Origin of the sequence: Agrobacterium tumefaciens (assembly GCF_009649785.1) — a bacterium.
Lineage (GTDB): Bacteria > Pseudomonadota > Alphaproteobacteria > Rhizobiales > Rhizobiaceae > Agrobacterium > Agrobacterium tumefaciens.
The window spans coordinates 1-23,037 of sequence record NZ_WJOK01000009.1 but is presented as its reverse complement, the minus strand read 5'-3'; the positions used below and the strand labels follow the sequence as shown (position 1 = coordinate 23,037).

The 23,037-nt window shown below is 58.9% G+C and carries 23 protein-coding genes; 17 read left to right on the top strand and 6 right to left on the bottom strand.

What is annotated here, in order from left to right:
• The first annotated feature begins 176 nt into the window (after positions 1-176).
• From GH784_RS11430 to GH784_RS11370, 13 genes are all read left to right on the top strand, one after another.
• On the top strand, positions 177-1,385 hold the full coding sequence (locus GH784_RS11430; RefSeq protein ID WP_004431951.1) for an ABC transporter substrate-binding protein: 1,209 nt from the start codon (positions 177-179) through the stop codon (positions 1,383-1,385).
• Between the two features lie 14 nt (positions 1,386-1,399).
• Positions 1,400-2,185, top strand: coding sequence for an ABC transporter ATP-binding protein (locus GH784_RS11425; RefSeq protein ID WP_025595206.1), 786 nt, complete (start codon positions 1,400-1,402; stop codon positions 2,183-2,185).
• Between the two features lies 1 nt (position 2,186).
• Positions 2,187-2,888 carry an ABC transporter ATP-binding protein gene (locus GH784_RS11420; RefSeq protein WP_004431956.1) on the top strand — a complete coding sequence of 234 codons (702 nt, stop codon included), beginning with the start codon at positions 2,187-2,189 and terminating at the stop codon, positions 2,886-2,888.
• Positions 2,889-2,890: 2 nt separating this feature from the next.
• The gene (locus tag GH784_RS11415) at positions 2,891-3,778 is read left to right on the top strand and encodes a branched-chain amino acid ABC transporter permease (protein WP_004431959.1); all 888 of its coding nucleotides are present in this window, start codon (positions 2,891-2,893) and stop codon (positions 3,776-3,778) included.
• Between the two features lies 1 nt (position 3,779).
• The gene (locus GH784_RS11410; RefSeq protein ID WP_004431962.1) at positions 3,780-4,787 is read left to right on the top strand and encodes a branched-chain amino acid ABC transporter permease; all 1,008 of its coding nucleotides are present in this window, start codon (positions 3,780-3,782) and stop codon (positions 4,785-4,787) included.
• 73 nt (positions 4,788-4,860) lie between these two features.
• Positions 4,861-6,456, top strand: coding sequence for a GMC family oxidoreductase (locus GH784_RS11405; protein WP_065702967.1), 1,596 nt, complete (start codon positions 4,861-4,863; stop codon positions 6,454-6,456).
• A 13-nt stretch (positions 6,457-6,469) separates the two neighbouring features.
• Entirely contained in the window at positions 6,470-7,354 is an 885-nt protein-coding gene (gene mmsB, locus GH784_RS11400; protein ID WP_025595203.1) for a 3-hydroxyisobutyrate dehydrogenase, read from the top strand.
• Positions 7,351-9,306 (top strand): acetoacetate--CoA ligase, encoded by a 1,956-nt coding sequence (locus GH784_RS11395; protein ID WP_035199957.1) that lies wholly within the window; start codon positions 7,351-7,353, stop codon positions 9,304-9,306. The genes mmsB and GH784_RS11395 overlap by 4 nt, the downstream gene beginning before the upstream one ends.
• A gap of 4 nt (positions 9,307-9,310) precedes the next feature.
• Positions 9,311-10,096, top strand: coding sequence for a 3-hydroxybutyrate dehydrogenase (locus GH784_RS11390; protein WP_025595201.1), 786 nt, complete (start codon positions 9,311-9,313; stop codon positions 10,094-10,096).
• Positions 10,097-10,213: 117 nt separating this feature from the next.
• Positions 10,214-11,257: a helix-turn-helix domain-containing protein gene (locus GH784_RS11385; RefSeq protein WP_050923926.1), complete on the top strand. Its 1,044-nt coding sequence runs from the start codon at positions 10,214-10,216 to the stop codon at positions 11,255-11,257.
• A gap of 152 nt (positions 11,258-11,409) precedes the next feature.
• On the top strand, positions 11,410-11,697 hold the full coding sequence (locus GH784_RS11380; RefSeq protein ID WP_233283685.1) for a hypothetical protein: 288 nt from the start codon (positions 11,410-11,412) through the stop codon (positions 11,695-11,697).
• A gap of 71 nt (positions 11,698-11,768) precedes the next feature.
• Positions 11,769-11,999, top strand: coding sequence for a hypothetical protein (locus tag GH784_RS11375; RefSeq protein WP_153793421.1), 231 nt, complete (start codon positions 11,769-11,771; stop codon positions 11,997-11,999).
• A 104-nt stretch (positions 12,000-12,103) separates the two neighbouring features.
• Positions 12,104-14,440: a glucose/quinate/shikimate family membrane-bound PQQ-dependent dehydrogenase gene (locus GH784_RS11370; RefSeq protein WP_019566511.1), complete on the top strand. Its 2,337-nt coding sequence runs from the start codon at positions 12,104-12,106 to the stop codon at positions 14,438-14,440.
• An 80-nt stretch (positions 14,441-14,520) separates the two neighbouring features.
• Here the strand turns inward: GH784_RS11370 and GH784_RS11365 are convergent, their stop codons facing one another.
• The 4 genes from GH784_RS11365 to GH784_RS11350 form a co-directional block, all read right to left on the bottom strand.
• Positions 14,521-15,021: a YciE/YciF ferroxidase family protein gene (locus tag GH784_RS11365; RefSeq protein ID WP_153793420.1), complete on the bottom strand. Its 501-nt coding sequence runs from the start codon at positions 15,019-15,021 to the stop codon at positions 14,521-14,523.
• Between the two features lie 149 nt (positions 15,022-15,170).
• Positions 15,171-16,397, bottom strand: coding sequence for an NAD(P)/FAD-dependent oxidoreductase (locus GH784_RS11360; protein WP_004431988.1), 1,227 nt, complete (start codon positions 16,395-16,397; stop codon positions 15,171-15,173).
• 146 nt (positions 16,398-16,543) lie between these two features.
• Positions 16,544-17,104, bottom strand: coding sequence for a type 1 glutamine amidotransferase domain-containing protein (locus tag GH784_RS11355; RefSeq protein ID WP_004431989.1), 561 nt, complete (start codon positions 17,102-17,104; stop codon positions 16,544-16,546).
• Between the two features lie 17 nt (positions 17,105-17,121).
• Positions 17,122-17,349 carry a hypothetical protein gene (locus GH784_RS11350; RefSeq protein ID WP_004431991.1) on the bottom strand — a complete coding sequence of 76 codons (228 nt, stop codon included), beginning with the start codon at positions 17,347-17,349 and terminating at the stop codon, positions 17,122-17,124.
• Between the two features lie 44 nt (positions 17,350-17,393).
• Here GH784_RS11350 and GH784_RS11345 point away from each other — a divergent pair, with 44 nt between their 5' ends.
• Genes GH784_RS11345 through GH784_RS11330 form a run of 4 tightly spaced genes read left to right on the top strand, consistent with a single transcriptional unit; the run spans position 17,394 to position 21,406 of the window.
• Positions 17,394-17,657 (top strand): hypothetical protein, encoded by a 264-nt coding sequence (locus GH784_RS11345; protein WP_075807788.1) that lies wholly within the window; start codon positions 17,394-17,396, stop codon positions 17,655-17,657.
• On the top strand, positions 17,638-18,468 hold the full coding sequence (locus GH784_RS11340; RefSeq protein ID WP_065702969.1) for an N-formylglutamate amidohydrolase: 831 nt from the start codon (positions 17,638-17,640) through the stop codon (positions 18,466-18,468). Before GH784_RS11345 ends, GH784_RS11340 begins: the two co-directional genes overlap by 20 nt.
• On the top strand, positions 18,465-20,342 hold the full coding sequence (locus GH784_RS11335; RefSeq protein ID WP_004432007.1) for a flavohemoglobin expression-modulating QEGLA motif protein: 1,878 nt from the start codon (positions 18,465-18,467) through the stop codon (positions 20,340-20,342). Before GH784_RS11340 ends, GH784_RS11335 begins: the two co-directional genes overlap by 4 nt.
• A gap of 17 nt (positions 20,343-20,359) precedes the next feature.
• Positions 20,360-21,406, top strand: coding sequence for a glutathione synthase (locus GH784_RS11330; RefSeq protein WP_004432010.1), 1,047 nt, complete (start codon positions 20,360-20,362; stop codon positions 21,404-21,406).
• 1 nt (position 21,407) lies between these two features.
• Here GH784_RS11330 and GH784_RS11325 read toward each other — a convergent pair whose 3' ends face one another.
• Together GH784_RS11325 and GH784_RS11320 are read right to left on the bottom strand one after the other, a co-directional pair.
• Complete coding sequence (locus GH784_RS11325; protein WP_065702971.1) at positions 21,408-22,430, bottom strand: NAD-dependent epimerase; 1,023 nt, start codon at positions 22,428-22,430, stop codon at positions 21,408-21,410.
• An 86-nt stretch (positions 22,431-22,516) separates the two neighbouring features.
• The coding region (locus tag GH784_RS11320; RefSeq protein ID WP_194842963.1) for a UDP-glucose/GDP-mannose dehydrogenase family protein at positions 22,517-23,037 on the bottom strand (521 nt) is incomplete at its 5' end.

Below are 23,037 nucleotides of genomic sequence, written 5' to 3'. Positions count from 1 at the left end.
TGATGCCCCGCTCTTGTGTCAACGGCCGAATTCGAGAAGTCTACATAGGGAGGCGCTGCTTTGAGGAGGGTGGCGCGACCGTTGTGATGCAACACCGTGGGACGATCGCCATGCGCCTTCGTTCACCGTTGCACAGACCTATCTGAGGCTCGCAATCATCTCTGGGAGGAGAAGTCATGCGCAAGAGTATCGTTTTATCCACGGCCATGGCACTGGCGGCAGGCACCGCCGCTTACGCTGCCGAGATTTCGGACGCCAAGGTCAAGATCGGCATCTTGAACGACCAGTCGGGCGTCTACGCCAATTTTGGCGGCAAATACTCTTATGAGGCCGCGAAGATGGCGGTCGAGGATTTTGGCGGCAAGGTGCTGGGCGCGCCGGTGGAAGTGGTAACGGCTGACCACCAGAACAAGGCGGATGTCGCCTCCAACATCGCCCGGCAGTGGTACGACACCGAACAGGTCGATTCGATCATGGAACTGACCTCTTCCTCGGTCGGCCTTGCCGTGCAGGCTCTCTCGAAGGACAAAAAGAAGATCACCATCAACACGGGCGCTGCGACCACGGAACTGACGGGCAAGCAGTGCAGCCCCTATGGTTTCCACTGGGCCTACGACACCTATTCGCTGGCAGTCGGCACCGGCGGTGCGCTGGTGAAACAGGGCGGCGACAGCTGGTTCTTTCTGACTGCGGATTACGCCTTCGGTTATTCGCTGGAAGAAAACACGTCCAACTTCGTCAAGGCCAATGGCGGCAAGGTGCTGGGTTCCGTGCGCCATCCGCTGGCCTCTACGGATTATTCCTCCTTCCTGTTGCAGGCGCAGTCATCAGGCGCGAAGGTCATCGGCCTTGCCAATGCCGGTCTCGACACCTCCAACGCCATCAAGCAGGCCGCTGAATTCGGTATCGTTGCGGGCGGGCAGCGGCTGGCGGCCCTTCTCTTTACGCTTGCCGAAGTGCACGGCCTCGGTCTCGAAGCGGCTCAGGGCCTGACGCTGACGGAAGGGTTCTATTGGGACCGCGACGATGAATCGCGCAAATTCGGCGAACGGTTCAAGGAACGCACCGGCGCCATGCCGAACATGGTCCACGCTGGTACCTATTCCGCCGTGCTGCATTACCTGAAGGCCATCGATAAGGCCGGCACCGACGATGCTGACGCCGTGGCAAAGGCCATGAAGGAAATGCCTGTCAACGACGTCTTCTCGAAGGATGGCCATGTGGCCGCCAATGGCCGCATGATCCACGACATGTATCTGATGGAAGTGAAGAAGCCGGATGAGAGCAAGCAGCCGTGGGACTACTACAAGGTGCTTGCCACGATCCCCGGCAAGGAAGCCTTCATGGACCCCGCAAAAAGCGGTTGCCCGCTGGTAACGCAGTAAAAAGGGGGAACTTCATGATGATCGCTCCCGCCCCTGCCGGTCAGGCGGAACCCCGCGTCGTGCTTTCGGCGCGCGGTCTCTCCAAGACCTTCGGCGCATTCGCGGCCGTGAAAAACGTCGATCTCGACGTCCATCATGCCCGCGTGCATGCACTTATTGGTCCGAACGGCGCCGGCAAAACCACGGTCTTCAACCTGTTGACCAAGTTTCTCCAGCCGACAGGCGGGGCGATCACCTTCATGGGAACGGATATAACAAAGACGCCGCCGGACAAGGTGGCGCGGCTCGGTCTCGTCAGGTCTTTCCAGATATCGGCGGTGTTTCCGCATCTGACGGTTCTTGAGAACGTTCGGGTGGCGTTGCAGCGGCCGAATAACCTTTCAACGCAATTTTGGCTGCCGCTCTCTTCACTCGACAGGCTCAATGCACGTGCCGAGGAGTTGATCGCAACGGTTGGCCTGACACGGGAAAAAAATGCACTTGCGGCCGATCTTTCCTACGGTCGCAAGCGCGTTCTTGAAATCGCCACGACGCTTGCGCTCGACCCGAAGGTATTGCTTCTCGATGAGCCGATGGCGGGCATGGGGGGCGAGGATGTCGCGCATGTCGCCGATCTCATCCGCGAAGTGGCCAAAACGCGCGCGGTGCTGATGGTCGAACACAATCTGAAGGTCGTGGCGGATATCTGCCATCAGGTCACGGTGCTGCAGCGGGGCGAAATTCTGGCGGAAGGCGATTACGCCACCGTATCCGCCGATCCGCGCGTGCGTACGGCCTATATGGGCACGGAGGAGGCGTGATATGGCGGCAATGCTCGAAGTCTCCAACCTGAAATCCTGGTACGGCGAAAGCCAGGCGCTGCACGGTGTCGATCTGACCGTCGGCGAAGGCGAAACCATCACCATTCTCGGGCGCAATGGGGTTGGCAAGACCACGACGCTGCGCACCATCATGGGCATCATCCGCAACCGCAAGGGCGTGATCAAGCTCGGCGGCAAGGATCTGATGCCGGTGCCGTTGCATCGCACGGCGAAATACGGCCTCGGTTTCGTGCCGGAAGAGCGCGGCATCTTCGCGACACTGAGCGTCGAGGAAAATCTGAAACTGCCGCCCGTCGTCGCATCCGGCGGCATGACGCTCGATGAAATCTACGAGCTGTTTCCCAATCTTTACGAACGCCGGGCGAGCCCCGGCACCAAGCTTTCCGGCGGCGAACAGCAGATGCTGGCCATGGCGCGCATCCTGCGCACAGGGGTCAAGGTTCTCCTGCTCGATGAGCCGACCGAAGGGCTTGCGCCTGTAATCGTGCAGCGCATCGGTGAGGTGCTGAAGACCTTGAAAAGTCGTGGCATGACAGTGGTTCTGGTCGAGCAGAATTTCCGCTTCGCCAGCCGCATCGCAGATCGTTTCTACCTGATGGATCATGGCCAGATGGTCAGCAATTTTCCGGTGGGCGAGCTTTCCGGCCGCATGGGCGAACTCAATAAAGTGCTGGGGGTTTAACGATGACCATGCTCTTCGGCGTTCCGCTTCAGGCCCTGCTCGGGCAATTGCTGATCGGCCTCATCAACGGGTCGTTTTATGCGCTCCTGTCGCTCGGCCTTGCCGTCATTTTCGGCCTCCTGCGCGTCATCAATTTCGCCCATGGCGCCCAATATATGCTTGGCGCTTTCGTCGCCTTTCTCGGCCTGCAATATTTCGGCATCAGCTTCTGGTGGGCACTGGTGGTGACGCCGCTTGTCGTTGCACTTTTCGGCGCGATCATCGAGCGCCTGCTACTGTCGCGGCTTTACGATCTCGATCCGCTGTATGGGCTGCTCTTCACCTTCGGCCTGGCGCTGGTGGTGGAAGGCACGTTCCGCTGGCTGTATGGTGCGGCGGGTCAACCTTATTCGGTTCCGCGCGAGCTTGCCGGCGGCACCAATCTCGGCTTCATGTTCCTGCCGAACTACCGCGCTTTCGTTGTCGTCATCTCGCTTGTCGCCTGCATCGCCACCTGGGCGTTGATCGAAAAAACGCGGCTCGGCTCCTATCTGCGGGCGGCGACGGAAAATCCGACACTGGTGCAGGCCTTCGGTATCAACGTGCCTGTGCTCCTGACGCTGACCTACGCGCTGGGTGCGGGCCTTGCCGGCTTCACCGGCGTGCTGGCCGCGCCGATCTATCAGGTCTCACCGCTGATGGGCACCAACCTCATCATCGTCGTCTTCGCCGTCGTCGTGGTCGGCGGCATGGGGTCGATCATGGGCGCCATCGTCACCGGCTACATGCTGGGTATCGCTGAAGGCCTGACCAAGGTGTTCTACCCGGAAGCGTCCAACATCGTCATCTTCGTCATCATGGCCTTTGTGCTGCTCATCCGCCCCGCCGGACTTTTCGGAAAGGACGCCTGATATGTCCAAAGCCACTCACAACCCGACAGCCGGCGCGATGCCGCAGGCCGAGGTTTCCGCAACCGCTGGAACCATCAAGACCGTGATGATACTGGCAGGATTGGCCGTGCTGATCGCTGCACCGATGTTCGTTTATCCGATCTTTCTGATGAAGCTGCTTTGCTTCGCGCTGTTTGCCTGCGCCTTCAATCTGCTGATCGGTTACACCGGGCTGCTTTCCTTCGGCCATGCGGCATTTTTCGGCGGCGCTGCCTATTTCACCGCCTATTCGGTGAAGGAATGGGGCGTCACGCCCGAGATCGGCCTCCTCATCGGCATGGCGGGTGCCGCCCTTCTTGGCCTCGTCATCGGCTTTTTCGCCATTCGCCGGCAGGGCATCTATTTCGCCATGATCACGCTTGCCTTGTCGCAGATGTTTTATTTTTTCTGCCTTCAAGCACCCTTCACCCATGGTGAGGACGGATTGCAGGGCGTACCGCGTGGACACCTCTTCGGCCTTCTCGATCTCAACGCGCCGCTGAACATTTACTACACGGTGCTGGCCGCCTTCGTGCTGGCACTTCTCGTCATCTGGCGTTTCGTCAACTCGCCCTTCGGCATGATCCTGAAATCCATCCGCGAAAACGAGCAGCGCGCCATTTCTCTTGGATACAGCGTGCAGCGTTACAAGCTTGGTGCTTTCGTCATGTCGGCGGCGCTTGCCGGTCTTGCGGGCGGCCTGAAGGCGCTGGTGTTCCAGTTCGCAACCTTGACCGATGTGGCCTGGCAGATGTCGGGCGAGGTTATCCTGATGACCCTGCTCGGCGGCATTGGCACCATGATCGGCCCGATCTTCGGTGCGGGGCTTGTCGTCGCGCTGCAGAACTATCTCGCGACATCCGATTTCCCGGTCACCATCATCACCGGCCTCGTTTTCATGGCCTGCGTTCTGGTGTTCCGGCGCGGTCTGATCGGTGAATTTTACGCTTCGCGGCTCGGGCGAAAACTGGGTTTTCAGCACCGGGGATAAGAATTTTTTGAAACAGGGGGAAGGCTCCTCCGCGTCCGGGGCGACGCGGCAAGGGCGCCCCATGGAGAATAGCATGGCGGAATTTGACTATATCGTCATCGGAGCGGGAAGTGCGGGATGCGTTCTCGCCAACCGCCTCTCGAAAGACCCGAACAATCGCGTCCTGCTGCTGGAAGCGGGTGGCAACGATAATTATCATTGGATCCATATTCCGGTCGGTTATCTCTATTGCATCAACAATCCGCGCACCGACTGGTGTTTCAAGACGGCGGAAGAACCTGGGCTTAACGGAAGGTCGTTGATCTATCCTCGCGGCAAGGTTCTCGGCGGCTGCTCCTCCATCAACGGCATGATCTATATGCGCGGTCAGGCCCGCGACTACGATGTCTGGCGTCAACTCGGCTGCGAGGGTTGGGGATGGGATGATATCCTGCCCTATTTCCTGAAGTCGGAGGATTTTTATCGCGGCAAGGGCGACATGCATTCCACCGGCGGCGAATGGCGGGTGGAGAAGGCGCGCGTGCGCTGGGATGTGCTTGATGCCTTTCAGCAGGCGGCGGGTGAGGCCGGCATTCCTGCGACCGAAGATTTCAACCGGGGCGACAATGAAGGCGCCGGTTATTTCGATGTGAACCAGCGGTCGGGCTGGCGCTGGAACACGGCCAAGGCCTTTTTGAAACCGGCGCTTGGCCGCCGGAATTTGACAGTCATGACCAAGGCCCATGTCAAGCGTCTCATCGTCGAAGAGGGCCTGGTCACAGGCGTCGAGTTTCACCACGACGGCGTCTTGAAAAAGATGCGTGCACGGCGCGAAACGGTGCTTTCGGCAGGTGCAGTCGGTTCACCACACATTCTGGAGCTTTCCGGCGTTGGCCGCGGCGACGTGTTGCAGGCCGCCGGTATCGACACAGTGACGGAAGTTCAAGGTGTGGGCGAGAACCTGCAGGATCATCTGCAATTGCGCATGGTCTATAAGGTTTCAGGCGTCCTGACGCTGAATGAGAGGGCCTCCACGCTGTTCGGAAAGGCAAGGATCGGCCTCGAATTTGCTTTGACCCGCTCCGGGCCGATGTCGATGGCGCCGAGCCAGCTTGGTGTCTTCACCCGTTCCTCTCCGGAAAAGGAGACGGCGGATCTGGAATATCATGTCCAGCCGGTGTCACTCGACAAGTTTGGTGATCCGGTTCACACTTTTCCGGCCATTACGGCAAGTGTCTGCAATCTGCGGCCCGAAAGCCGAGGCTCAGTGCATGTGAAAGGACCGGATTTCGCCATGCAGCCGGAAATCCGACCGAATTATCTGTCGACGGAAGGCGACCGCCGGGTAGCCATCGATTCCATGCGGCTGACGCGCCGCATCGTCAACCAGCCCGCCTTTTCGCGGTTCAAACCGCAGGAATACCGGCCCGGCCCCACTTTTGAGAATGACGACGATCTGGCCCGCGCTGCGGGCGATATCGGCACGACCATATTCCACCCCGTCGGCACCCTGCGCATGGGCTCCGATGCCGAAAGTGTTGTCGATACGCGGCTGAAATTCCGCAAGCTTGCAGGGCTGCGTGTGGCGGACGCCTCCATCATGCCGAGGATCACGTCCGGAAATACCAATTCGCCAACGATCATGATTGCCGAAAAGGCTGCCGACATGATCCTTGCGGATAATCGCTAAGAGGAGCGTTCCCATGAAGACCGTCGCTTTTATCGGACTTGGCCATATGGGCCTGCCGATGGCCGCCAATCTCGTCAAGGCCGGTTATGCCGTCAGGGGTTTCGACCTTTCCGAGGCATGCCGCGCGGCGGCGAGGGAGGCCGGAATTCCCGTCGCTTTTGATTCTGCAGAAGCCATTGATGCGGCAGAAGTGATCGTAACCATGCTGCCGAAGGGGGAACATGTTGTTTCGGTATATGGCGATCTGGTGCAGAAAATAGCTGCCGGAACGCTTCTCATCGATTGCTCGACGGTGGATATGGACAGCGCCCTGAAGGCACACGAGCTTGCCGCTTCCGCCGGTTGCCCCTCCGTCGACGCGCCTGTATCTGGCGGTACGGGCGGTGCCAGTGCCGGCACCTTGACCTTCATGTGTGGCGGAGAGGCTGAGGCTTTCTCGGCGGCCAAGCCGGTGCTGGAAGCCATGGGCAAGAAGATCGTCCATTGCGGCAAGGGCGGCAACGGCCAGGCGGCCAAGATCTGTAACAACATGATCCTCGGCATTTCCATGATTGCGGTTTCCGAGGCCTTCGTGCTGGGCGAAAAACTCGGCCTTTCGCATCAGGCGCTGTTCGATGTCGCCTCCACCTCATCGGGTCAATGCTGGTCGCTCACCACCTATTGCCCGGTGCCGGGACCAGTGCGGACATCACCGGCGAACAATGATTATCAACCGGGTTTCGCTGCGGCGCTGATGCTGAAGGATTTGCTACTCTCGCAGGCGGCCGCGAGTGGAGCCGGCGTTGCCACTCCACTCGGCGCCGCAGCATCGACGCTTTATGAGAACTTCGTGGGTGAGGGCGGTGGCGCGCGTGATTTTTCCGCAATCGTCGAAATGCTACGCGGAGGCGAGGCATGATGGACGCCACGCCGTCGGATATTCTGTGGGTACCGCCAATGGAAAGGCTGGAGCACTCGGCGCTTTTTGCCTTTGCCACAAGGACCTCATCGCTGCATGGGCTTTCGGCTGATGATTATTCCGGCCTGCTGCGCTGGTCCATTGAGGCACCGGATGCCTTTTACAATGCCCTGTGGGACGAGCTGGGGATCATCGGCACGCGCGGCGAAAGGGCCTTCAAGCCTGGCGCGACCATGCGGGAAGCCGAGTTTTATCCCGGCGCGAGGCTCAATTATGCCGAAAACCTGCTGCGCGATGCCGATAAACGGTTGGCGATCATCGCCCATCGAGATGATGGCACGCGGCGTGAAATCAGCCGCAGGCAGCTTTATGCGGATGTCTCCCTCATGGTGCAGGCGCTTGTCCACGCAGGCGTGAAGGAAGGCGATCGTATCGGCGCTATCGTCACCCACGATATCGAGGCGATCGTCGGTTATCTGGCAACGAGCGCCATCGGAGCCATCTGGTCGTCCTGTTCACCGGATTTCGGCCCGGCGGGAGCGTCCGACCGGCTCTCGCAGATCGATCCGAAAATCCTCATCGCCGTGCCGGAATACGGTTATGCCGGCAAGCGGATCGATGTCGGACCGACCATCCGCGCGGTGGTGGAAAGCGCTGCACCTCAAAAGATAGTGCTGATTGGTGACGTTGTTCCCGCCAGCCTTTCCGATCTCGGCTGCGTGACGTTGAATGATTTCGTTTCGCCCTTTGAGCCGGGTGAAATCGCGTTCAACCGGCTGCCGGTCAAGGCGCCGCTGGCGATCCTTTATTCCTCCGGCACCACCGGCAAGCCGAAATGCATCACCCATTCCGGCGGTGGCCTGCTTCTTCAGCATATGAAGGAGCAGAAGCTGCAATGCGATATCAGGCAAGGCGAACGTTTCTTCTATTTCACCACCTGCGGCTGGATGATGTGGAACTGGCAGGTGTCCGGCCTGGCGCTTGGCGCCACCCTCGTCACCTATGATGGCAATCCGGGTTATCCGTCGCCCGCGCGGCTGATCGATCTCATTGACGCCGAACGGATCGCGACCTTCGGAACATCGGCCAAATTTATCGACGCATGCCTGAAGGCAGGGTTGAAACCGCGCGAAACCCATGACCTTTCATCCCTTCGGACAATCCTTTCCACCGGCTCGCCGCTCATCCCGCAATCCTTCGATTATATCTATCGCGACTGGAAGGCCGATCTGCATCTCGCCTCCATTTCCGGCGGCACGGATATATGCGCCTGTTTCCTTGGCGGCAATCCGCTGCAACCTGTTCACCGTGGGGAGCTGCAGGGCGCGATGCTCGGTATGGATGTCGATACCCTGGACGACGAAGGCCATCCCGTTCGCGGCGTGGCTGGTGAGCTCGTCTGCCGCAATGCCCATCTTTCCATGCCGGTCAAATTCTGGGGCGATGAGGACGGTTCTCGTTATCAGGCTGCCTATTTCGATCGCTTCCCGGGCATCTGGGCGCATGGCGATTTTGCCGAAATGCGTGCCACCGGCGGATATGTCATCCACGGGCGCTCGGATACGACGCTCAATCCCGGTGGGGTTCGCATCGGTACGGCGGAAATCTACCGTCAGGTGGAAGCAGTGCCGGAGGTCGAGGAAGCGATTGCCGTGGGTCAGGACATTGACGGTGACCAGCGGGTTATCCTCTTCGTGCGCCTTAAAGAGGGTGCAGCGCTGACGGAGGACCTCGAAAAGACCATCCGTACCCGCATCCGCTCGGGTGCTACGCCACGGCATGTTCCGGCAAGGATCATTGCCGTCACGGCCATTCCCCGTACGCGCTCGGGCAAGATTTCCGAAATCGCAGTTCGCGACACCATTCATGGCAGGCCGGTGAAAAACACCGACGCGCTCGCCAATCCCGAAGCGCTCGAGCTTTTCCGCAACCTGCCGCAACTGAAGGATTAGGATGATGGAGGATCAACCGAAAACCGTTCTGGTCACCGGCTCCACCAGCGGCATTGGCCTTGCCATCGCCAAACGTTTTGCCGAGGCGGGATTTCTCGTCGCCGTCCACGGCATAGAAACCGTGGAGGCGGCGACGCAGGCACTGGAGGCGGTTGCGAAGGTGGCGCGGCACCGGCCGGTCTATTTTTCTGCCAACCTCGCCAATTATGACGAGAGTGCACATCTGCCGGAAACCGTCATTGCCGAATTCGGTCACATTGACGTGCTCGTCAACAATGCCGGTATTCAGAAGGTCGCGCCGATCGACGAATTCGATTTCGCCGATTTCTCCCATATTGTCGCGATCTCCCTCGACAGCGCTTTTCATACGATCCGTGCAGCCCTGCCGGGCATGAAGGAAAGGGGTTGGGGGCGCATCGTCAATATTGCTTCCGCGCACGGGTTGCGCGCCTCACCCTTCAAGGGTCCCTATGTGGCGACGAAACATGCCGTGGTGGGCCTGACGAAAAGCGTGGCGCTGGAAGTGGCCGAACTTGGCATTACCTGCAACGCCATCTGCCCCGGTTACGTCTGGACGCCACTCGTCGCGGCGCAGGTTGCCGATCAGGCGCGCCTGCATGGCATGGGCGAGGATGAGGTGGTGAAGAAGGTGATGCTTGCGCCGCAGCCGACGCGACGTTTCGTGCAGCCGGAGGAAGTGGCGGAGATGGCGCTTTACCTCACCGGCGATATGGCGCGCTCCATCACCGGCACCACCATTTCCATCGATGGCGGCTGGACCGCTAAATAATTTTCGCGCATCCGGCTCAAGCGAACCATCTGCCGTCCTTCCGGTATTGTGAGGCGATTTCAATACTGTATAGTTTTGCGTGCGGCGGGGTCAGCGCCGTTTTCACGGAACAGCGGTATTATGAACACAGGGTTTTCGGAAGCTCCGTTAGCGCGCTCGCGTTTCGATACACGCCATGTGCCGAAGCGCGACGCCATGGCGCTGTGGCGGGATTCGATCAACGTGCTTTTTGATGCCCGCCTGCGCAGATCGCAGGATGACGGTTTTTTTGCTAGTGTCGATGCCGCCTTCATCGGCAATGTCGCGCTTGGCCGCACCCAGTCCTCGGCGCAGGATTTCGACCGCTCGCGCCACAAGATTGCCCGGGACGGGATGGACGGCTTTCTCCTGCAATTTTACGCCAGCGGCCAAAGCATGTCGCGGCGCGGAGCGGGCGAGACTGCCGGCCCGGGCGATCTCTACATCATTGACATGGCGCAGCCGCTGGCCACAGCCACAACCGATCACGATCATCTGAGCCTTGTCGTGCCGCGCCGGCTGCTGGAAGGCAGGCTCATCGGTTCCGGCAATAATCACGAGCGCGTGCTGCCGGCCGGTTTGCCGCTGGTATCTCTGCTGCGGGAAACGATGACCAGCGTTTACCGCCACTTTGACGTCATGAACGCCAATGACGGCGCGGCCACGGTCTCGCCATTGCTGGAGCTTGCCGCGGCTGCCATCAATAATCATGTCCGGGAAGACAATGCGCAGGGTGTTCAGCGGGCGCTGCGAGCATCCATCAGGCGCTATATCGACAATCATCTGCTCGATCCGGCCTTGTCGGTGGAAAAGGTCATGGGCGAGTTCGGCGTATCGCGACGCACCGTCTACCGGCTTTTCGAACCGCTGGGCGGGTTTTCGGCCTGTATCACCCATAGGCGCCTCGAACGGGCAATGGATTTCCTGCGGGCGCCGCAGTCGGCCCATATGACGATAGCTGAGGTGGCGGCGTCCTATGGCTTCACCAACCCGGAAAATTTCAGCCGCGTTTTCAAGAAGACCTTCGGCCTGTCGCCGCGTCAGATGCGGCATTTCGCATCCGAAAACCGCGATACCATACCGGATATTATCAAACCGGATAGCGCAGAGTGGACACGCTGGATCGTGCAGCTCGGTCGCTGACGCGATTGTTTCGAAGCCGATCTGACACTGTATGACGGAATGTTGGCACAATCCGACCATTCGTTCCGCTTGTACCTCCGCAGGGATGCGCTTGCGCGGCGGGCGTGCCACAGTACGGACGTTGTTTTTAATAGATATTTCGCCTGACAATCATGATGATACGAATTCTCAATTTTCTGGAGATGCTGCCCGTATGGCGGGTGCGTCGCCGCGACACGACGAGATACCTCGAAGCCGCCGGCGACCAATGCGACTTTGAAACGGCGGGACCACCGCTGTGGCTGTCGATTTCTGAAAACCCGCCGGAAATCCAGTGCGAAACCGAAGACGTCAATCGCCGGCCACCATTCTCGTGGCTGGGGATTGGGCAAAGTTTCAGTGCGGTCGATGAGTTCGACGGTGCCGGTTGCGATAGACTTGCGGTCGCAGAGTACGGCTAAGCTGATTTTGCTGTCTGGAACAAACTGTGTCCCTGTGAATTAAATCACCAGGGTTACAGGGAGTGAGAGACATGGCCAGAGAAAATACCAGCTATCTTGGCGGTCGGCATGATCCGAAAGATGAAACCGCAACGCGGGCGCGGCAAGGGGTAAAAGGACGTCCGGTTCTTGTCATCCTGGTTGTCAGTCTGCTTCTCGCGCTGGTGGTCTGGACGGTCGTCGAATATGCGGTTTTCGAACCCGACGAGAACCGGCCGCAAAACGCTCAGACGGAGACTGCGCCGGCGCCACAAAACCCATAACCATCATGCCGTGAAATTTTTCACGGTGAATGTTGAGTTTGTATGGAACCAGATTGCCCCCAATTCCATTTCACGCAAAGTGACAGGAATCGGGGGTTTCATTCATGGCAGTCACCGTTACTGCGGTTATTCTATCGCTGATCGGCCTTGCGCTGTTCGGTTTTGGCTCTCAGCTCGTCATGTTGGGCGGGAGCTTCTATTACGTCCTTTCCGGTATGGCCTTCCTGTTGACAGCCATTCTGCTGTTCAAGCGTAACCGGGCAGCTCTCCACGTCTATGCCGTCTTCATTGTCGCGACACTCGCCTGGGCCCTCTGGGAAGTGGGTTTCGACTGGTGGCAACTTGGGCCGCGGGGTGGCTTCGTCATTCTTATCGGCCTGTGGTTGTTGGTGCCCTGGGTCAGGAAGCCTCTCGGTTTTTCAAGCCCGACAGGGCTGAATTACGGCCCGAACGCCTGGCCACTCGCGCTCTCCGTTCTCGCCTCCATTGTGGTGGCGGGATATTCGATGGCGCAGGATCCGCATGACCAGGCAGGGTCCTTGTCTGAGGAGAAGGTGGCGTCAGCTCCGATCTATGGCGGCGACGTGCCGGATGGCGATTGGCATCAATACGGCCGCACGCCTTATGGCCAGCGCTATTCGCCGCTGACGCAGGTCAATGTCGATAATGTTTCGCAGCTGAAGGAAGCGTGGCGGTACCAGACCGGCGACGTGAAGCTACCGGATGATGTGGGTGAAACCACCTATCAGGTAACGCCGCTCAAGATCGGCAATACGCTTTATATCTGCACGCCGCACAATTGGGCGATCGCCATTGATGCCGCCACCGGCAAGGAAAAATGGAAATACGACCCCAATGTCGGTCTTAACCCGGACCGCCAGCACCAGACGTGCCGCGGTGTTTCCTATTATGCCGAACCCAATGCCGCACAGGGCACCGCCTGCGCCCAGCGCGTTTACCTGCCGACCTCGGATGCGCGGCTGATTGCGCTTGATGCAGCGACCGGTCAGATTTGCACATCCTTTGCGGATCAGGGCGTGCTGCATCTGGAACAGGGCATGAAATACAATCCTGCCGGTTATTATTATTCGACCTCGCCGCCCGTGATCGCGGCGGGCAAGATCATCATCGGCGGTGCGGTGAACGATAACTACTCCACGCAGGAACAGTCCGGCGTCATCCGTGCGTTCGATGTGAACAGCGGCGCACTCATCTGGAACTGGGATTCCGGCAATCCGGAAAAGACCGAGCCGATTGCCGCAGGCGAAACCTACACTACCAACTCGCCGAACAGCTGGTCCGTGTTGAGCTACGACGAGGGGCTTGGCCTCGTTTACGTACCCCTCGGCAATCAGGTGCCGGACCAGCTTGGTATGGGTCGCAGCGAGAATGTGGAGAAATATTCCTCCTCCATCGTGGCGCTCGATATCAATACCGGCAAGGATCGCTGGGTGCGCCAGACGGTTCATCACGACCTCTGGGATATGGATGTGCCGGCCCAGCCGGTGCTGCTCGACATCACCAAGAACGGTCAAAGCGTTCCTGCACTCGTCGGCCCTACAAAGCAGGGCGATATCTACGTTCTGGACCGGCGCACGGGTGAGCCGCTTCTGCCGATTACGGAAGAACCGGCACCGGGCGGTACAATCCCTGAGGACTTCAGCTCCCCGACTCAGCCAACGACGGCGCTGTCGTTCAAGCCGGAGCCGCTGAAGGAAAAGGACATGTGGGGCGTCTCCATGTTCGATCAGCTCGCCTGCCGCATCCGCTTCCATCAGCTGAACTATCAGGGCCGCTATACGCCGCCCTCGCTGAACGGCTCCATCATCTATCCCGGCAATTTTGGCACGTTCAACTGGGGCAGCGTCGCGGTCGATCCCGAACGTCAGGTCATGTTCGGCATGCCGACATACCTTGCCTTTACCTCGCAGCTCGTGCCGCGCGCCGACATCCCGCCGAAGGGCCAGGACGAGAAGGGCAGTGAGCAGGGGCTGAACCGCAATGACGGTGCGCCCTATGGCGTCTTCATGGGACCGTTCCTCGGTCCGCTGAAAATCCCCTGCCAGGCACCGCCGTGGGGTTATGTCGCTGGTGCCGACCTGCGCACCGGCGATATCGCCTACAAGCACAAGAACGGCACGGTCCATGACATGACGCCGCTGCCGTTGCCCTTCAAGGTGGGCGTACCGGGCATTGGCGGGCCGATGATTACCAAGGGTGGCGTGGCCTTCCTCGGTGCTGCCGTCGACAACTATCTGCGCGCCTACAACCTCACCACCGGCAAACAGCTCTGGGAAGCACGTCTGCCGGCTGGCGGGCAGGCAACGCCCATGACCTATGCGCTGGATGGCGGCAAGCAATATGTTGTGATGGTTGCGGGTGGTCACGGCTCGGTTGGAACCAAGCCGGGCGACTATGTGATCGCCTATACCCTGCCGTAAAACGAGGCGGATTCAATCAAACAAAAAAAACCGGAAAGGGTGACCATTCCGGTTTTTGCTTGTGCAGTTGGAAAAGGCGATCAGGCCGCCTTTTTCTGTGCTGCGGCATTGATCGATGTCTTGGCAAGCGCGCTCAGCGCATCGTCCGTCTTGGACTCTTCCTTCAGCGTCGCATCCAGCAGGGTAACGGCATTGGCATGACCAAGCTTTTCGGCCCATGCCTTCAGGGTGCCATAACGGGCGATTTCGTAATGTTCGACCGCCTGGGCTGAGGAAATGAGACCGGCATCGAGAGCTGCGGTGCCCTTGAAATCGTCCATAATCTCTTCGCCCTCGGCAATGATGCCCTGGATGGCCTCGCAGGTCTTACCCTGCGCCCGCTTGCCGATGATCTCGAACACTTCCTGCAGGCGTTCGATCTGGCCCTGCGTTTCTTCTTTGTGCTTTTCGAAGGCCTGTTTCAGCTTCGGGTCTGTCGCTCCCCGCGCCATTTTCGGCAGAGCTTTCAGGATCTGCCTTTCGGCGTAATAGATATCCTTCAGCGTATCGTAAAACAGGTCGTCGAGTTTTTTCTCGGCCATTGGTTCTTCTCCCATGGTGTGAAAGTGCGTGATGTACGCCATTGCGCACGGGAGACAAACCTTTCGGAGCCCCTATGGTTCCGGCTCTGTTGCGCGCAACGTTTTATATTCCAGCAGACGCTCCGCCGCATATAGGATGACAAGCGGCATCAGTCGAAACGGAAGAGATCGGCGTCGGGGTCCTTGCCACCATTAACGGCAGCCGCGACTATCTCGGCGGCGATCTGGCTGAAGGTGATGCCGTTGCCGCCAAAGCCCATGACGGCATAAACGTTCTTCATGCCGGGAACCGCGCCGATCAGCGGCAGGCCCGTGGTGGTCGTGCCGAAGCCGGCCGCCCAGCGATATTCGGGTTCGCCGATGTCGACGCCAAGAAGCTTTTCGATCTTGCGTTTGATTGCATCCGCCTTGGAGGCAAGCTTGCTCTCAGACAGGTAGGATGTGGAGTTCTCTTCATCCTCACCACCGGCAATAAGGCGCCCGTCCCGGTCGGTGCGCAGGTAGAGATAGGGATCTGAAGCCTCCCAGAGGATGTGGCTATTCAGCCAGTCCGGCAGATCGATACCCTTCGCACTCGCCAGCGCCCAGGTGGAGATGATCTGGTGTTTCGGGCTTTCGAGCGATTTCAGGAATTCGTATCCGGTGCAGAAAACGATATTGCGCGCGGAAATGATTTCGCCCTGTGCTGTGGCGACGACCACCTCGTCACCGAGATTTCGAAGATCGGTGATTTCAAGTTGTGAAACGATCTCAGCGCCGGCGCCCGCTGTGTGGCGCAACAGGCCTGCCGTCAGCTGCGCCGGATTGGCGGAAGCGGAGATATCGCTGAGGATCGCCCCTGTCCGCTCAATCGCATAGTCGTTTTTAAGTTCTGCGGTGTCGAGAAAGCGGGCCTCGATCCCGGCCTCTTCGCGCGCTGCCGCTTCGGCCTTCAATGCACGCAAACCCATCTCGTCTCCGGCAAGATAAAGCGCCTGTTTGCGCGCCATGCTGCAGGAAATGCCAAGCGAAGAAACGATTTCCTCCAGCCGCAGCACGGCGCGCGCGGAGCGCTGCCACGCCCGATCAGCAGCATCCTTGCCGATCATCTTTCTGAGCTCGATCAGGGGTGTGTCGATCTCGTGCTGTATCATCGCAGTGCTGGCGACACTGCTGCCCATCACCGGATCACGCCGGTCGACGATCAGCATGGATTGCCCCGGTCTCTGCAACGCATGGGCGGCAAGCGCGCCGCTGATGCCGGCGCCGACGACGATCGTATCGTAATGGTCGGAACTCGGGGTGTTTCTGGTGCGGAGGCCTATGCGTGGCGTGTCGGCCCAAAGGGGTTTCGATTCCCTGAGGTCGCGTTCCTTCGTCAGTTCCGATGTGGGCATGGAGTTTTCCTGAAAGGTGCAGGGCATTTACGGTGGAAACGCCTGGCGGGTTACGTCTGGAAAATGCGAACAAACAAAGACAGAGAGCGCATCCGGCCATTTTGGATAGGCCGGATGCGCTCTGGTTTTTTTCCGCTTTACGGCCCTTAGGCAGCGCGGCGCTCGTGGTTGCCTTCTTCGACCTCCTCGATGATTTTGGCGACGAAGGCGTCCAGATCATCGGGGCTGCGAGACGTGATGATGCCCTTATCGGTCACAACCTTTTCGTCCTTCCAGTTGGCTCCGGCATTTTTCAGGTCGGTTTTGATCGACCAATAGGAGGTCGCGTCACGACCGCGCAGGGCATCTGCTTCAACCAGAAGCCAAGGGGCATGGCAGATGGCAGCCACGACCTTGCCGGATTTGACGAAATCTCGCACCACGCGCATTGCATCCTCGTCATGACGCAATACGTCCGGATTGATCTGGCCGCCGGGCAGGACGAGTGCATTGAAATCATTGGCGCTGACGTTCTTCGCGGACATATCGACGGCGATGCTGTCGCCCCAGTTCTTTTCGTCCCAGCTCTTGATCTCACCATCCTTGATCGAGGCGATCTTGACGTCCGCGCCCTTGGCCTTCAGCTGATCATATGGCACGCGCAGTTCCGAACGCTCATAGCCGTCCGTTGCGAGAATGACGATTTTTGCAGTGTTGATGGCAGTCATGTCTGTTTCCTTCCTGTTTATCTGTTTTCGTCTTTGTCCGAATTCACGGAGGGCAGAAAAAACTCCACATCCTCACGGCGCTCCGGATCGAGCTTTTCGATATTCGTTTGCCAGAAGGTCTCGGCTTCTGCCGGTTCGTCTTCCCATTGGCGCACGAAGGTCTTGTTGTCGTCGATCATGACCTGACGGGTGCCGCCGAGCCGCAGATATTCTTCTGCAAGTTTACGCGTTTCGGTCTTTTCCATGTCGCGGTTCCTTGTGCGTGGAAAGCGGGGACGGAGGGCGCCGGATGGGTAAGAAGCTCGGCTGCCATTTCGTTGGCCACCGGGAGAAAACGGAAAAATCCCGATGTTCTTCAGCGCCATCGTGTCCGTTTGACACGGCGGCCCTCCTGCCAGAACAACGTGAGCTTTCCGGTATGGTTCCGCATTTTTTCAGGCGGATTCTTGCCAAGGACAAATGTATCGCGCGCAATTTTTATCGGAACAAACCGGCAAGTCGTGCTGTTTTAGCCCAGATGCAGGGGAGGCAGCATGACAGCCAGACACAGTGACGACGAGTGCCGCGGCAACGACGAAAACAAGGGTTTCTGGTCGATCGACTTCGGCAATTCACCGATCATCGGCACGGCCATTCATGATGGTCATCTCATTCGCCCGGACATAGCCTCGCTGATGGCTCTTTCCGCCGACCAGCGGCTGAGAGAGGAAGACCCTTTTACCGGCGAGATGATCGCGGGAATGACAAACCGCATTGTCGTTCACCATTCGCGTTTCGAAATCGATCTCAACCGGTTCGCCGATCAGGCAGTTTATCTGAAGCCGGAACAATCCTGGGGGCTGGAGGTCTGGAAACAGGAGCCGCCGGAAGAGGCCACCCGGCAATCGCTCGATTTTCATGCCGACTATTACGCAATGCTCGAAGCAGTTCTTTCAACCGTCGAGCGGCGGCATGGTGCTTTTGTCGTGCTGGACATACACAGCTACAATCATCGCCGGCAGGGCGCTACAGCGCCGCAAACGCCCCAGGCGGAAGCGCCTGATATCAATATCGGCACATTTTCCATGGATCGCAGCCGCTGGAGTGACGTCGTCAGTGCGGTGGGCCATCATTTTGCGACAGCCACCATCGGCGGACGCCGCCTTGATGTACGCGAGAACGTCGCCTTTCAGGGCAAGGGTGAGCAGACCCGGTTTATTCACGAGCGTTTTGCGCAGAACGGCTGCGCCATCGCAGTGGAGTTCAAGAAATTCTTCATGGACGAGTGGACCGGTAAGCCGGATAAGCGCGTCGTTTCCGATATTCGCGACGCTATCACCGCACTTCAGCCGGTTCTCGAAGAATGCCTGAGGGCGCGGCGATGAACGTCTCCTCGGCGCGTGGTGAACCGTTACAGGTTATCGAGCTGGTAGACGATGTCGTCGCCTGCCTTGAGGCCGGCAAAGCCGTCCGTCGTGATGTCGGAAAGAACGGCCGGCTGCATATCGACCGGCCGCTGCCGTTTCTTTGCCTGCATCTGACTGGTGGCACGAAGGACCTTGCGGCCCGCGATATCGCCTCTGCGCATGCATCTTATCTGATCGCATCGAGCATTCAGGAGGCTGCACCCCTGATTGCAGCCGTCGGCACGGCCATGCGCGAACGTTTCGGCGCCTTCATGGTTCTCGATATCGGCGAACTGGAACACGACATTCTGCTCGCTGACGATTCACCTTTCCTGCCGCATTATGAGGTTTCCGTCTCGGCAACATCTGAGCCGGAAACGCAAAGTGCACGCCGTGTTTTCATTAAGGCGGTTTGTGATGCCGAAGTGCGTTTCCGCACGCCCCGCATAACCCGGCCCGAACCGGATGCCGATCCGATCCTCAGATTTCAAAATGCCGGGCTTGATTTTCCCTGCATCAGCGTGCGTTTCGCGCCGATCTACCGACAGCCTGAATCCGGCGCCGATTATCCCGGCCTGCGCGAGACGATGATTGCGGATATTTTCGATGCCGGCCTTCAGGCCTTCTCGTCATTCGCTGCCGGTAAAGATGCACTCAAGGTTACCAGCCATCGCGCGCTCGGCCGCAAGGCCTTCGTTGATGCCGTCAGACGTGCCGATCGTTCAATAGACGACATCGTCTCGTCCTTTGATTTTCTTCTGTCCGTGACGCCGATCAATGCCCGCCGGGCCTTCGAGGAATTTCGCGATGGCAGCTTCCAATATGCGCCGCGCCTGCTTTACCGGCCGCTCGGCGTTGACGTCGAGGAGCAGAAACGCAAGCTCTATTCCGTCGTTTTCGATCATCTGGAAGACCCGGTGCTTTATCATCTCTACCGGGAGAAACAGCAGGAGATCGATCTGCAACTGACCATGCTCGCCAATCTGCATCGCCGTACTTTCACCGATTTCTCCCGCGCCCTTTACGGTGCCGTCGAACCCGCGCTTCTGACGCTGGCGCTCAAGGTGCTTGCCGATTGCCCACGCAAGGATGAGAGCGGCGAAATCGCCATGGTCGATTGTTATGCGGTCGCCAAAAAATCGCGCGAGATGATCGAGACCTATCTGGCGGAGGAGCCGGAATTCAAGGCGCGTGTCGAGATCAGGGATGACCTGCCGCCTGGCCTGATGGTGACGGGCGAGAAGCTCCTGATTTCTCGCCACACCGTCATGGAACAGCGCCGGGTCGAGGCGCTGCTGTCGCATGAGATCGGCGTGCATCTCCTCACCTATTTCAACGGTTCGTTTCAGGGCCTCCGGCTCTTCCGCACCGGCCTTTCCGGTTACGAGGGCGTGCAGGAAGGGCTGGCAGTGCTGGCGGAACATCTGGCCGGCGGCATGACGCGCGAGCGCCTGCGGCTGATCGCCGGCCGTGTCGTCGGCTGCGCCGCCATGCTGGACGGCGCGACTTTTGTTGAGACGTTCCGGACTATGACCCGCGATCATGGTTTCGACGAGGCTGGCGCCTTCAACATGGTTTTGCGCATCTATCGTGGCGGCGGTCTTTCCAAGGACGCGATCTATCTGCGTGGGCTTGCGGAGGTGCTGGAGCATCTGCGCAAGGGTGGCGCGCTCGATCCGTTCTGGATGGGCAAGATTGCCGCTGCCCATTTCCCGGTGATGCAGGAGCTTGCCTTGCGCGGCCTCTTGCGTCCGCCGGGCGTACGTCCCGCTTTTCTGCTGCCGGCCAAGGCCAATGAGCGGCTGGAAAAGATACGGGCCGGATTATCCATCGCCGAACTGGCGACATTGTAATATTACAGGAGGGGCTTATGCGTATCGCATTTTTCGTCAATTCCATCGAAACTGAGGGGCCTACTTTCGCAACCGGCCTGCTGGCCATGGCGGCGCTCAATCGCGGTCACGAGGTGGTGTATCTGACGCCTGGCGATTTTACCTTGCGCTCGGATGATAGCCTGACCGTACACGCCACCGTTCTACCGAAGGCCAAATACAAGAAAGCCGATGCTTTTCACGCGGCACTTCAGGACAAAGCACTGGAACGGCGTACCATGGATGTAGAGGAAATCGACGCGCTGATGCTGCGCAACGATCCCTCGCTGGATCAGACGACGCGGCCATGGGCGGTGCATGCCGGCATTCTGTTCGGGCGGCTGGCAGAACAGCGCGGCGTTGTGGTTTTGAACGACCCGGAAGGATTGGCGCTGGCGCAGAACAAGCTCTATTTCCAGAGCTTTCCGGAAATCGTACGCCCGACCACGATCATCTCGCGCAATGTCGATGAAATACGCGCATTTGCGGATACCCACCCTAAGGGTGTCATCGTCAAGCCGCTGCAGGGTTCAGGCGGCAAGAACGTCTTCAAGATCGGCTCCAGCAAGGAGGCCAATCTCAACCAGATTTTCGAGGCGGTCAGTCTCGAAGGTTACTTGATTGCACAGGCCTATCTGCCGGCCGCCAAGGATGGCGATATTCGGTTCTTCATGATGAATGGCAAGCCTCTGATGCGCGACGGACAATATGCGGCTTTGCGCCGCGTTCCGGCAAAAGGCGATCTGCGCTCCAACATTCACGCCAAGGGCACTGCCGAGGCCGTGAAGGTGACGGACGAGATTGTGGCGCTTGCCGAAATGATGCGGCCGAAGCTGGTGGAAGACGGTATGTTCCTGGTCGGGCTTGATATTGTCGGCGACAAGATACTGGAGGTAAACGTGTTTTCGCCCGGCGGTCTCTCCAACATTCGCGACCTCACCGATGTCGATTTCAGCGATACGATCATCGAAGCCGTGGAAACCAAGATCGCCATGCAGAGCGCCTCCGGCGGTATGCTTTCAAATCGTCTTCTAGCGACGCTTTGATTTATTCGCGCAGCTCTGTCGACTGCATGTCACGATACCAGGCGACGAGGGCCTTGATGCCCTCCTCGACCGGGGTTTGCGGCACATAGCCCGTCAAGGCCCTCAGAAGATCGGGTGAAGCGAAGGTGCGGGGGACGTCGCCCTGCTGCATCGGCAACATGTTGCGGATTGCCGGCCTGCCGACCGTCTTTTCGACCGTTTCGACAAAGTGCATCAGCTCTACCGGCTGGCCGCCGCCAATATTGACGATGCGGAAGGGTGCGTGGTGCGACAGCGTGTCGGTGACGCCTTCCTCAGTTACCCGGTTTTCCTCGGACGGAATGACCTGGCTCAGCCGGACGATACCTTCAACGAGGTCATCGATATAGGTGAAGTCGCGGCTCATATTGCCTTGGCCGTAAATATCGATCGGCTCGCCGTTCGAGATGGCGTCGACGAATTTGATTGGCGCCATGTCCGGCCGTCCCCACGGTCCGTAAACCGTGAAGAAACGGAAGGCTGTGGTGGGCAATTTGTGAAGATGGGCGTAGCTGTGCGCCATCAATTCCATCGATTTTTTGGTGGCCGCATAAAGCGTCATCGGCTCGTCGGCCTTGTCGCTTTCCGCAAAGGGAATTTTTTCATTGGCGCCGTAGATGGAGGAAGTTGAAGCCAGCATCAGGTGTTTGACACGCAGGTTCTTGGCAAGCTCCAGCATGTTCCACGATCCGATGAGATTGGAATCGATATAGGCGCGTGGATTTTCGAGGCTGTAGCGAACACCCGCCTGCGCGGCGAGGTGAATTATGATTTCCGGTTCGGCAGCCTCTGCCGCGCGCTTCAGCGCATCCGTGTCTTCCAGCATGCCGATTTCCGCCCTGAAACCGTTGGAGCGGGAAAGGATCGCATGGCGTTTTTCTTTCAGGCTGACATCGTAATAATTCGTCATGCCGTCGAAACCGGTTACGAAATGGCCGGCATCGAGCAGCCGTTTGGCAACGTAAAAACCGATGAAGCCCGCGGTGCCGGTAACCAGATAACGCATGATGACTATATCCCAAATCCGTTGGTGCGTTTGCGGCCGAACCGAAGCGCAAAAACCGTTTTAATGAAACTTCGAAGGCGAAACCGCTATTGGCCCTTGTCGGAACTGCTGTCGTGTGGGCGGCCAATGCCGGCATAAACGAAGCCGTGCCCGGTGACCTCGTCCGTGCGGTAGATATTGCGTAGATCCACCAGAACGGGGTTTTTCATGATGGCCTTCAGGCGCGGCAGATCGAGTGCGCGGAACTGGTTCCATTCCGTCACGATCACGACGGCATCGGCGCCTTCGGCAGCCTCGTAGGGGCCGCTTGCATAGTCGATATCCTCGATGACATGGCGGGCATTCACCATTCCCTCCGGATCGTAGCCGACCACCTTGGCGCCGCCGTCCTGGAGGGTCTGGATGATGGCAATCGCCGGGCTGTCGCGCATATCGTCGGTATTGGGCTTGAAGGTCAGACCAAGGACCGCGATCTTCTTGCCGCGCACGTCGCCACCCACCGCGTTGATGACCTTGCGGCCCATGGCGCGCTTGCGGTTGTCGTTGATGGCGATGGTGGTCTCGATCAGCCGCACAGGGGCGTCATAGTCCTGTGCGGTCTTGGCAA

What these genes read in the sequence shown, in the direction of transcription:
- GH784_RS11430 (WP_004431951.1), top strand. Translation starts at nt 177, where the DNA reads ATGCGCAAGAGTATCGTTTTATCCACGGCCATGGCACTGGCGGCAGGC.
- GH784_RS11425 (WP_025595206.1), top strand. Translation starts at nt 1,400, where the DNA reads ATGATGATCGCTCCCGCCCCTGCCGGTCAGGCGGAACCCCGCGTCGTG.
- GH784_RS11420 (WP_004431956.1), top strand. Translation starts at nt 2,187, where the DNA reads ATGGCGGCAATGCTCGAAGTCTCCAACCTGAAATCCTGGTACGGCGAA.
- GH784_RS11415 (WP_004431959.1), top strand. Translation starts at nt 2,891, where the DNA reads ATGACCATGCTCTTCGGCGTTCCGCTTCAGGCCCTGCTCGGGCAATTG.
- GH784_RS11410 (WP_004431962.1), top strand. Translation starts at nt 3,780, where the DNA reads ATGTCCAAAGCCACTCACAACCCGACAGCCGGCGCGATGCCGCAGGCC.
- GH784_RS11405 (WP_065702967.1), top strand. Translation starts at nt 4,861, where the DNA reads ATGGCGGAATTTGACTATATCGTCATCGGAGCGGGAAGTGCGGGATGC.
- mmsB (WP_025595203.1), top strand. Translation starts at nt 6,470, where the DNA reads ATGAAGACCGTCGCTTTTATCGGACTTGGCCATATGGGCCTGCCGATG.
- GH784_RS11395 (WP_035199957.1), top strand. Translation starts at nt 7,351, where the DNA reads ATGATGGACGCCACGCCGTCGGATATTCTGTGGGTACCGCCAATGGAA.
- GH784_RS11390 (WP_025595201.1), top strand. Translation starts at nt 9,311, where the DNA reads ATGGAGGATCAACCGAAAACCGTTCTGGTCACCGGCTCCACCAGCGGC.
- GH784_RS11380 (WP_233283685.1), top strand. Translation starts at nt 11,410, where the DNA reads ATGATGATACGAATTCTCAATTTTCTGGAGATGCTGCCCGTATGGCGG.
- GH784_RS11375 (WP_153793421.1), top strand. Translation starts at nt 11,769, where the DNA reads ATGGCCAGAGAAAATACCAGCTATCTTGGCGGTCGGCATGATCCGAAA.
- GH784_RS11370 (WP_019566511.1), top strand. Translation starts at nt 12,104, where the DNA reads ATGGCAGTCACCGTTACTGCGGTTATTCTATCGCTGATCGGCCTTGCG.
- GH784_RS11365 (WP_153793420.1), bottom strand. Translation starts at nt 15,021, where the DNA reads ATGGCCGAGAAAAAACTCGACGACCTGTTTTACGATACGCTGAAGGAT.
- GH784_RS11360 (WP_004431988.1), bottom strand. Translation starts at nt 16,397, where the DNA reads ATGCCCACATCGGAACTGACGAAGGAACGCGACCTCAGGGAATCGAAA.
- GH784_RS11355 (WP_004431989.1), bottom strand. Translation starts at nt 17,104, where the DNA reads ATGACTGCCATCAACACTGCAAAAATCGTCATTCTCGCAACGGACGGC.
- GH784_RS11350 (WP_004431991.1), bottom strand. Translation starts at nt 17,349, where the DNA reads ATGGAAAAGACCGAAACGCGTAAACTTGCAGAAGAATATCTGCGGCTC.
- GH784_RS11345 (WP_075807788.1), top strand. Translation starts at nt 17,394, where the DNA reads ATGGGTAAGAAGCTCGGCTGCCATTTCGTTGGCCACCGGGAGAAAACG.
- GH784_RS11340 (WP_065702969.1), top strand. Translation starts at nt 17,638, where the DNA reads ATGACAGCCAGACACAGTGACGACGAGTGCCGCGGCAACGACGAAAAC.
- GH784_RS11335 (WP_004432007.1), top strand. Translation starts at nt 18,465, where the DNA reads ATGAACGTCTCCTCGGCGCGTGGTGAACCGTTACAGGTTATCGAGCTG.
- GH784_RS11330 (WP_004432010.1), top strand. Translation starts at nt 20,360, where the DNA reads ATGCGTATCGCATTTTTCGTCAATTCCATCGAAACTGAGGGGCCTACT.
- GH784_RS11325 (WP_065702971.1), bottom strand. Translation starts at nt 22,430, where the DNA reads ATGCGTTATCTGGTTACCGGCACCGCGGGCTTCATCGGTTTTTACGTT.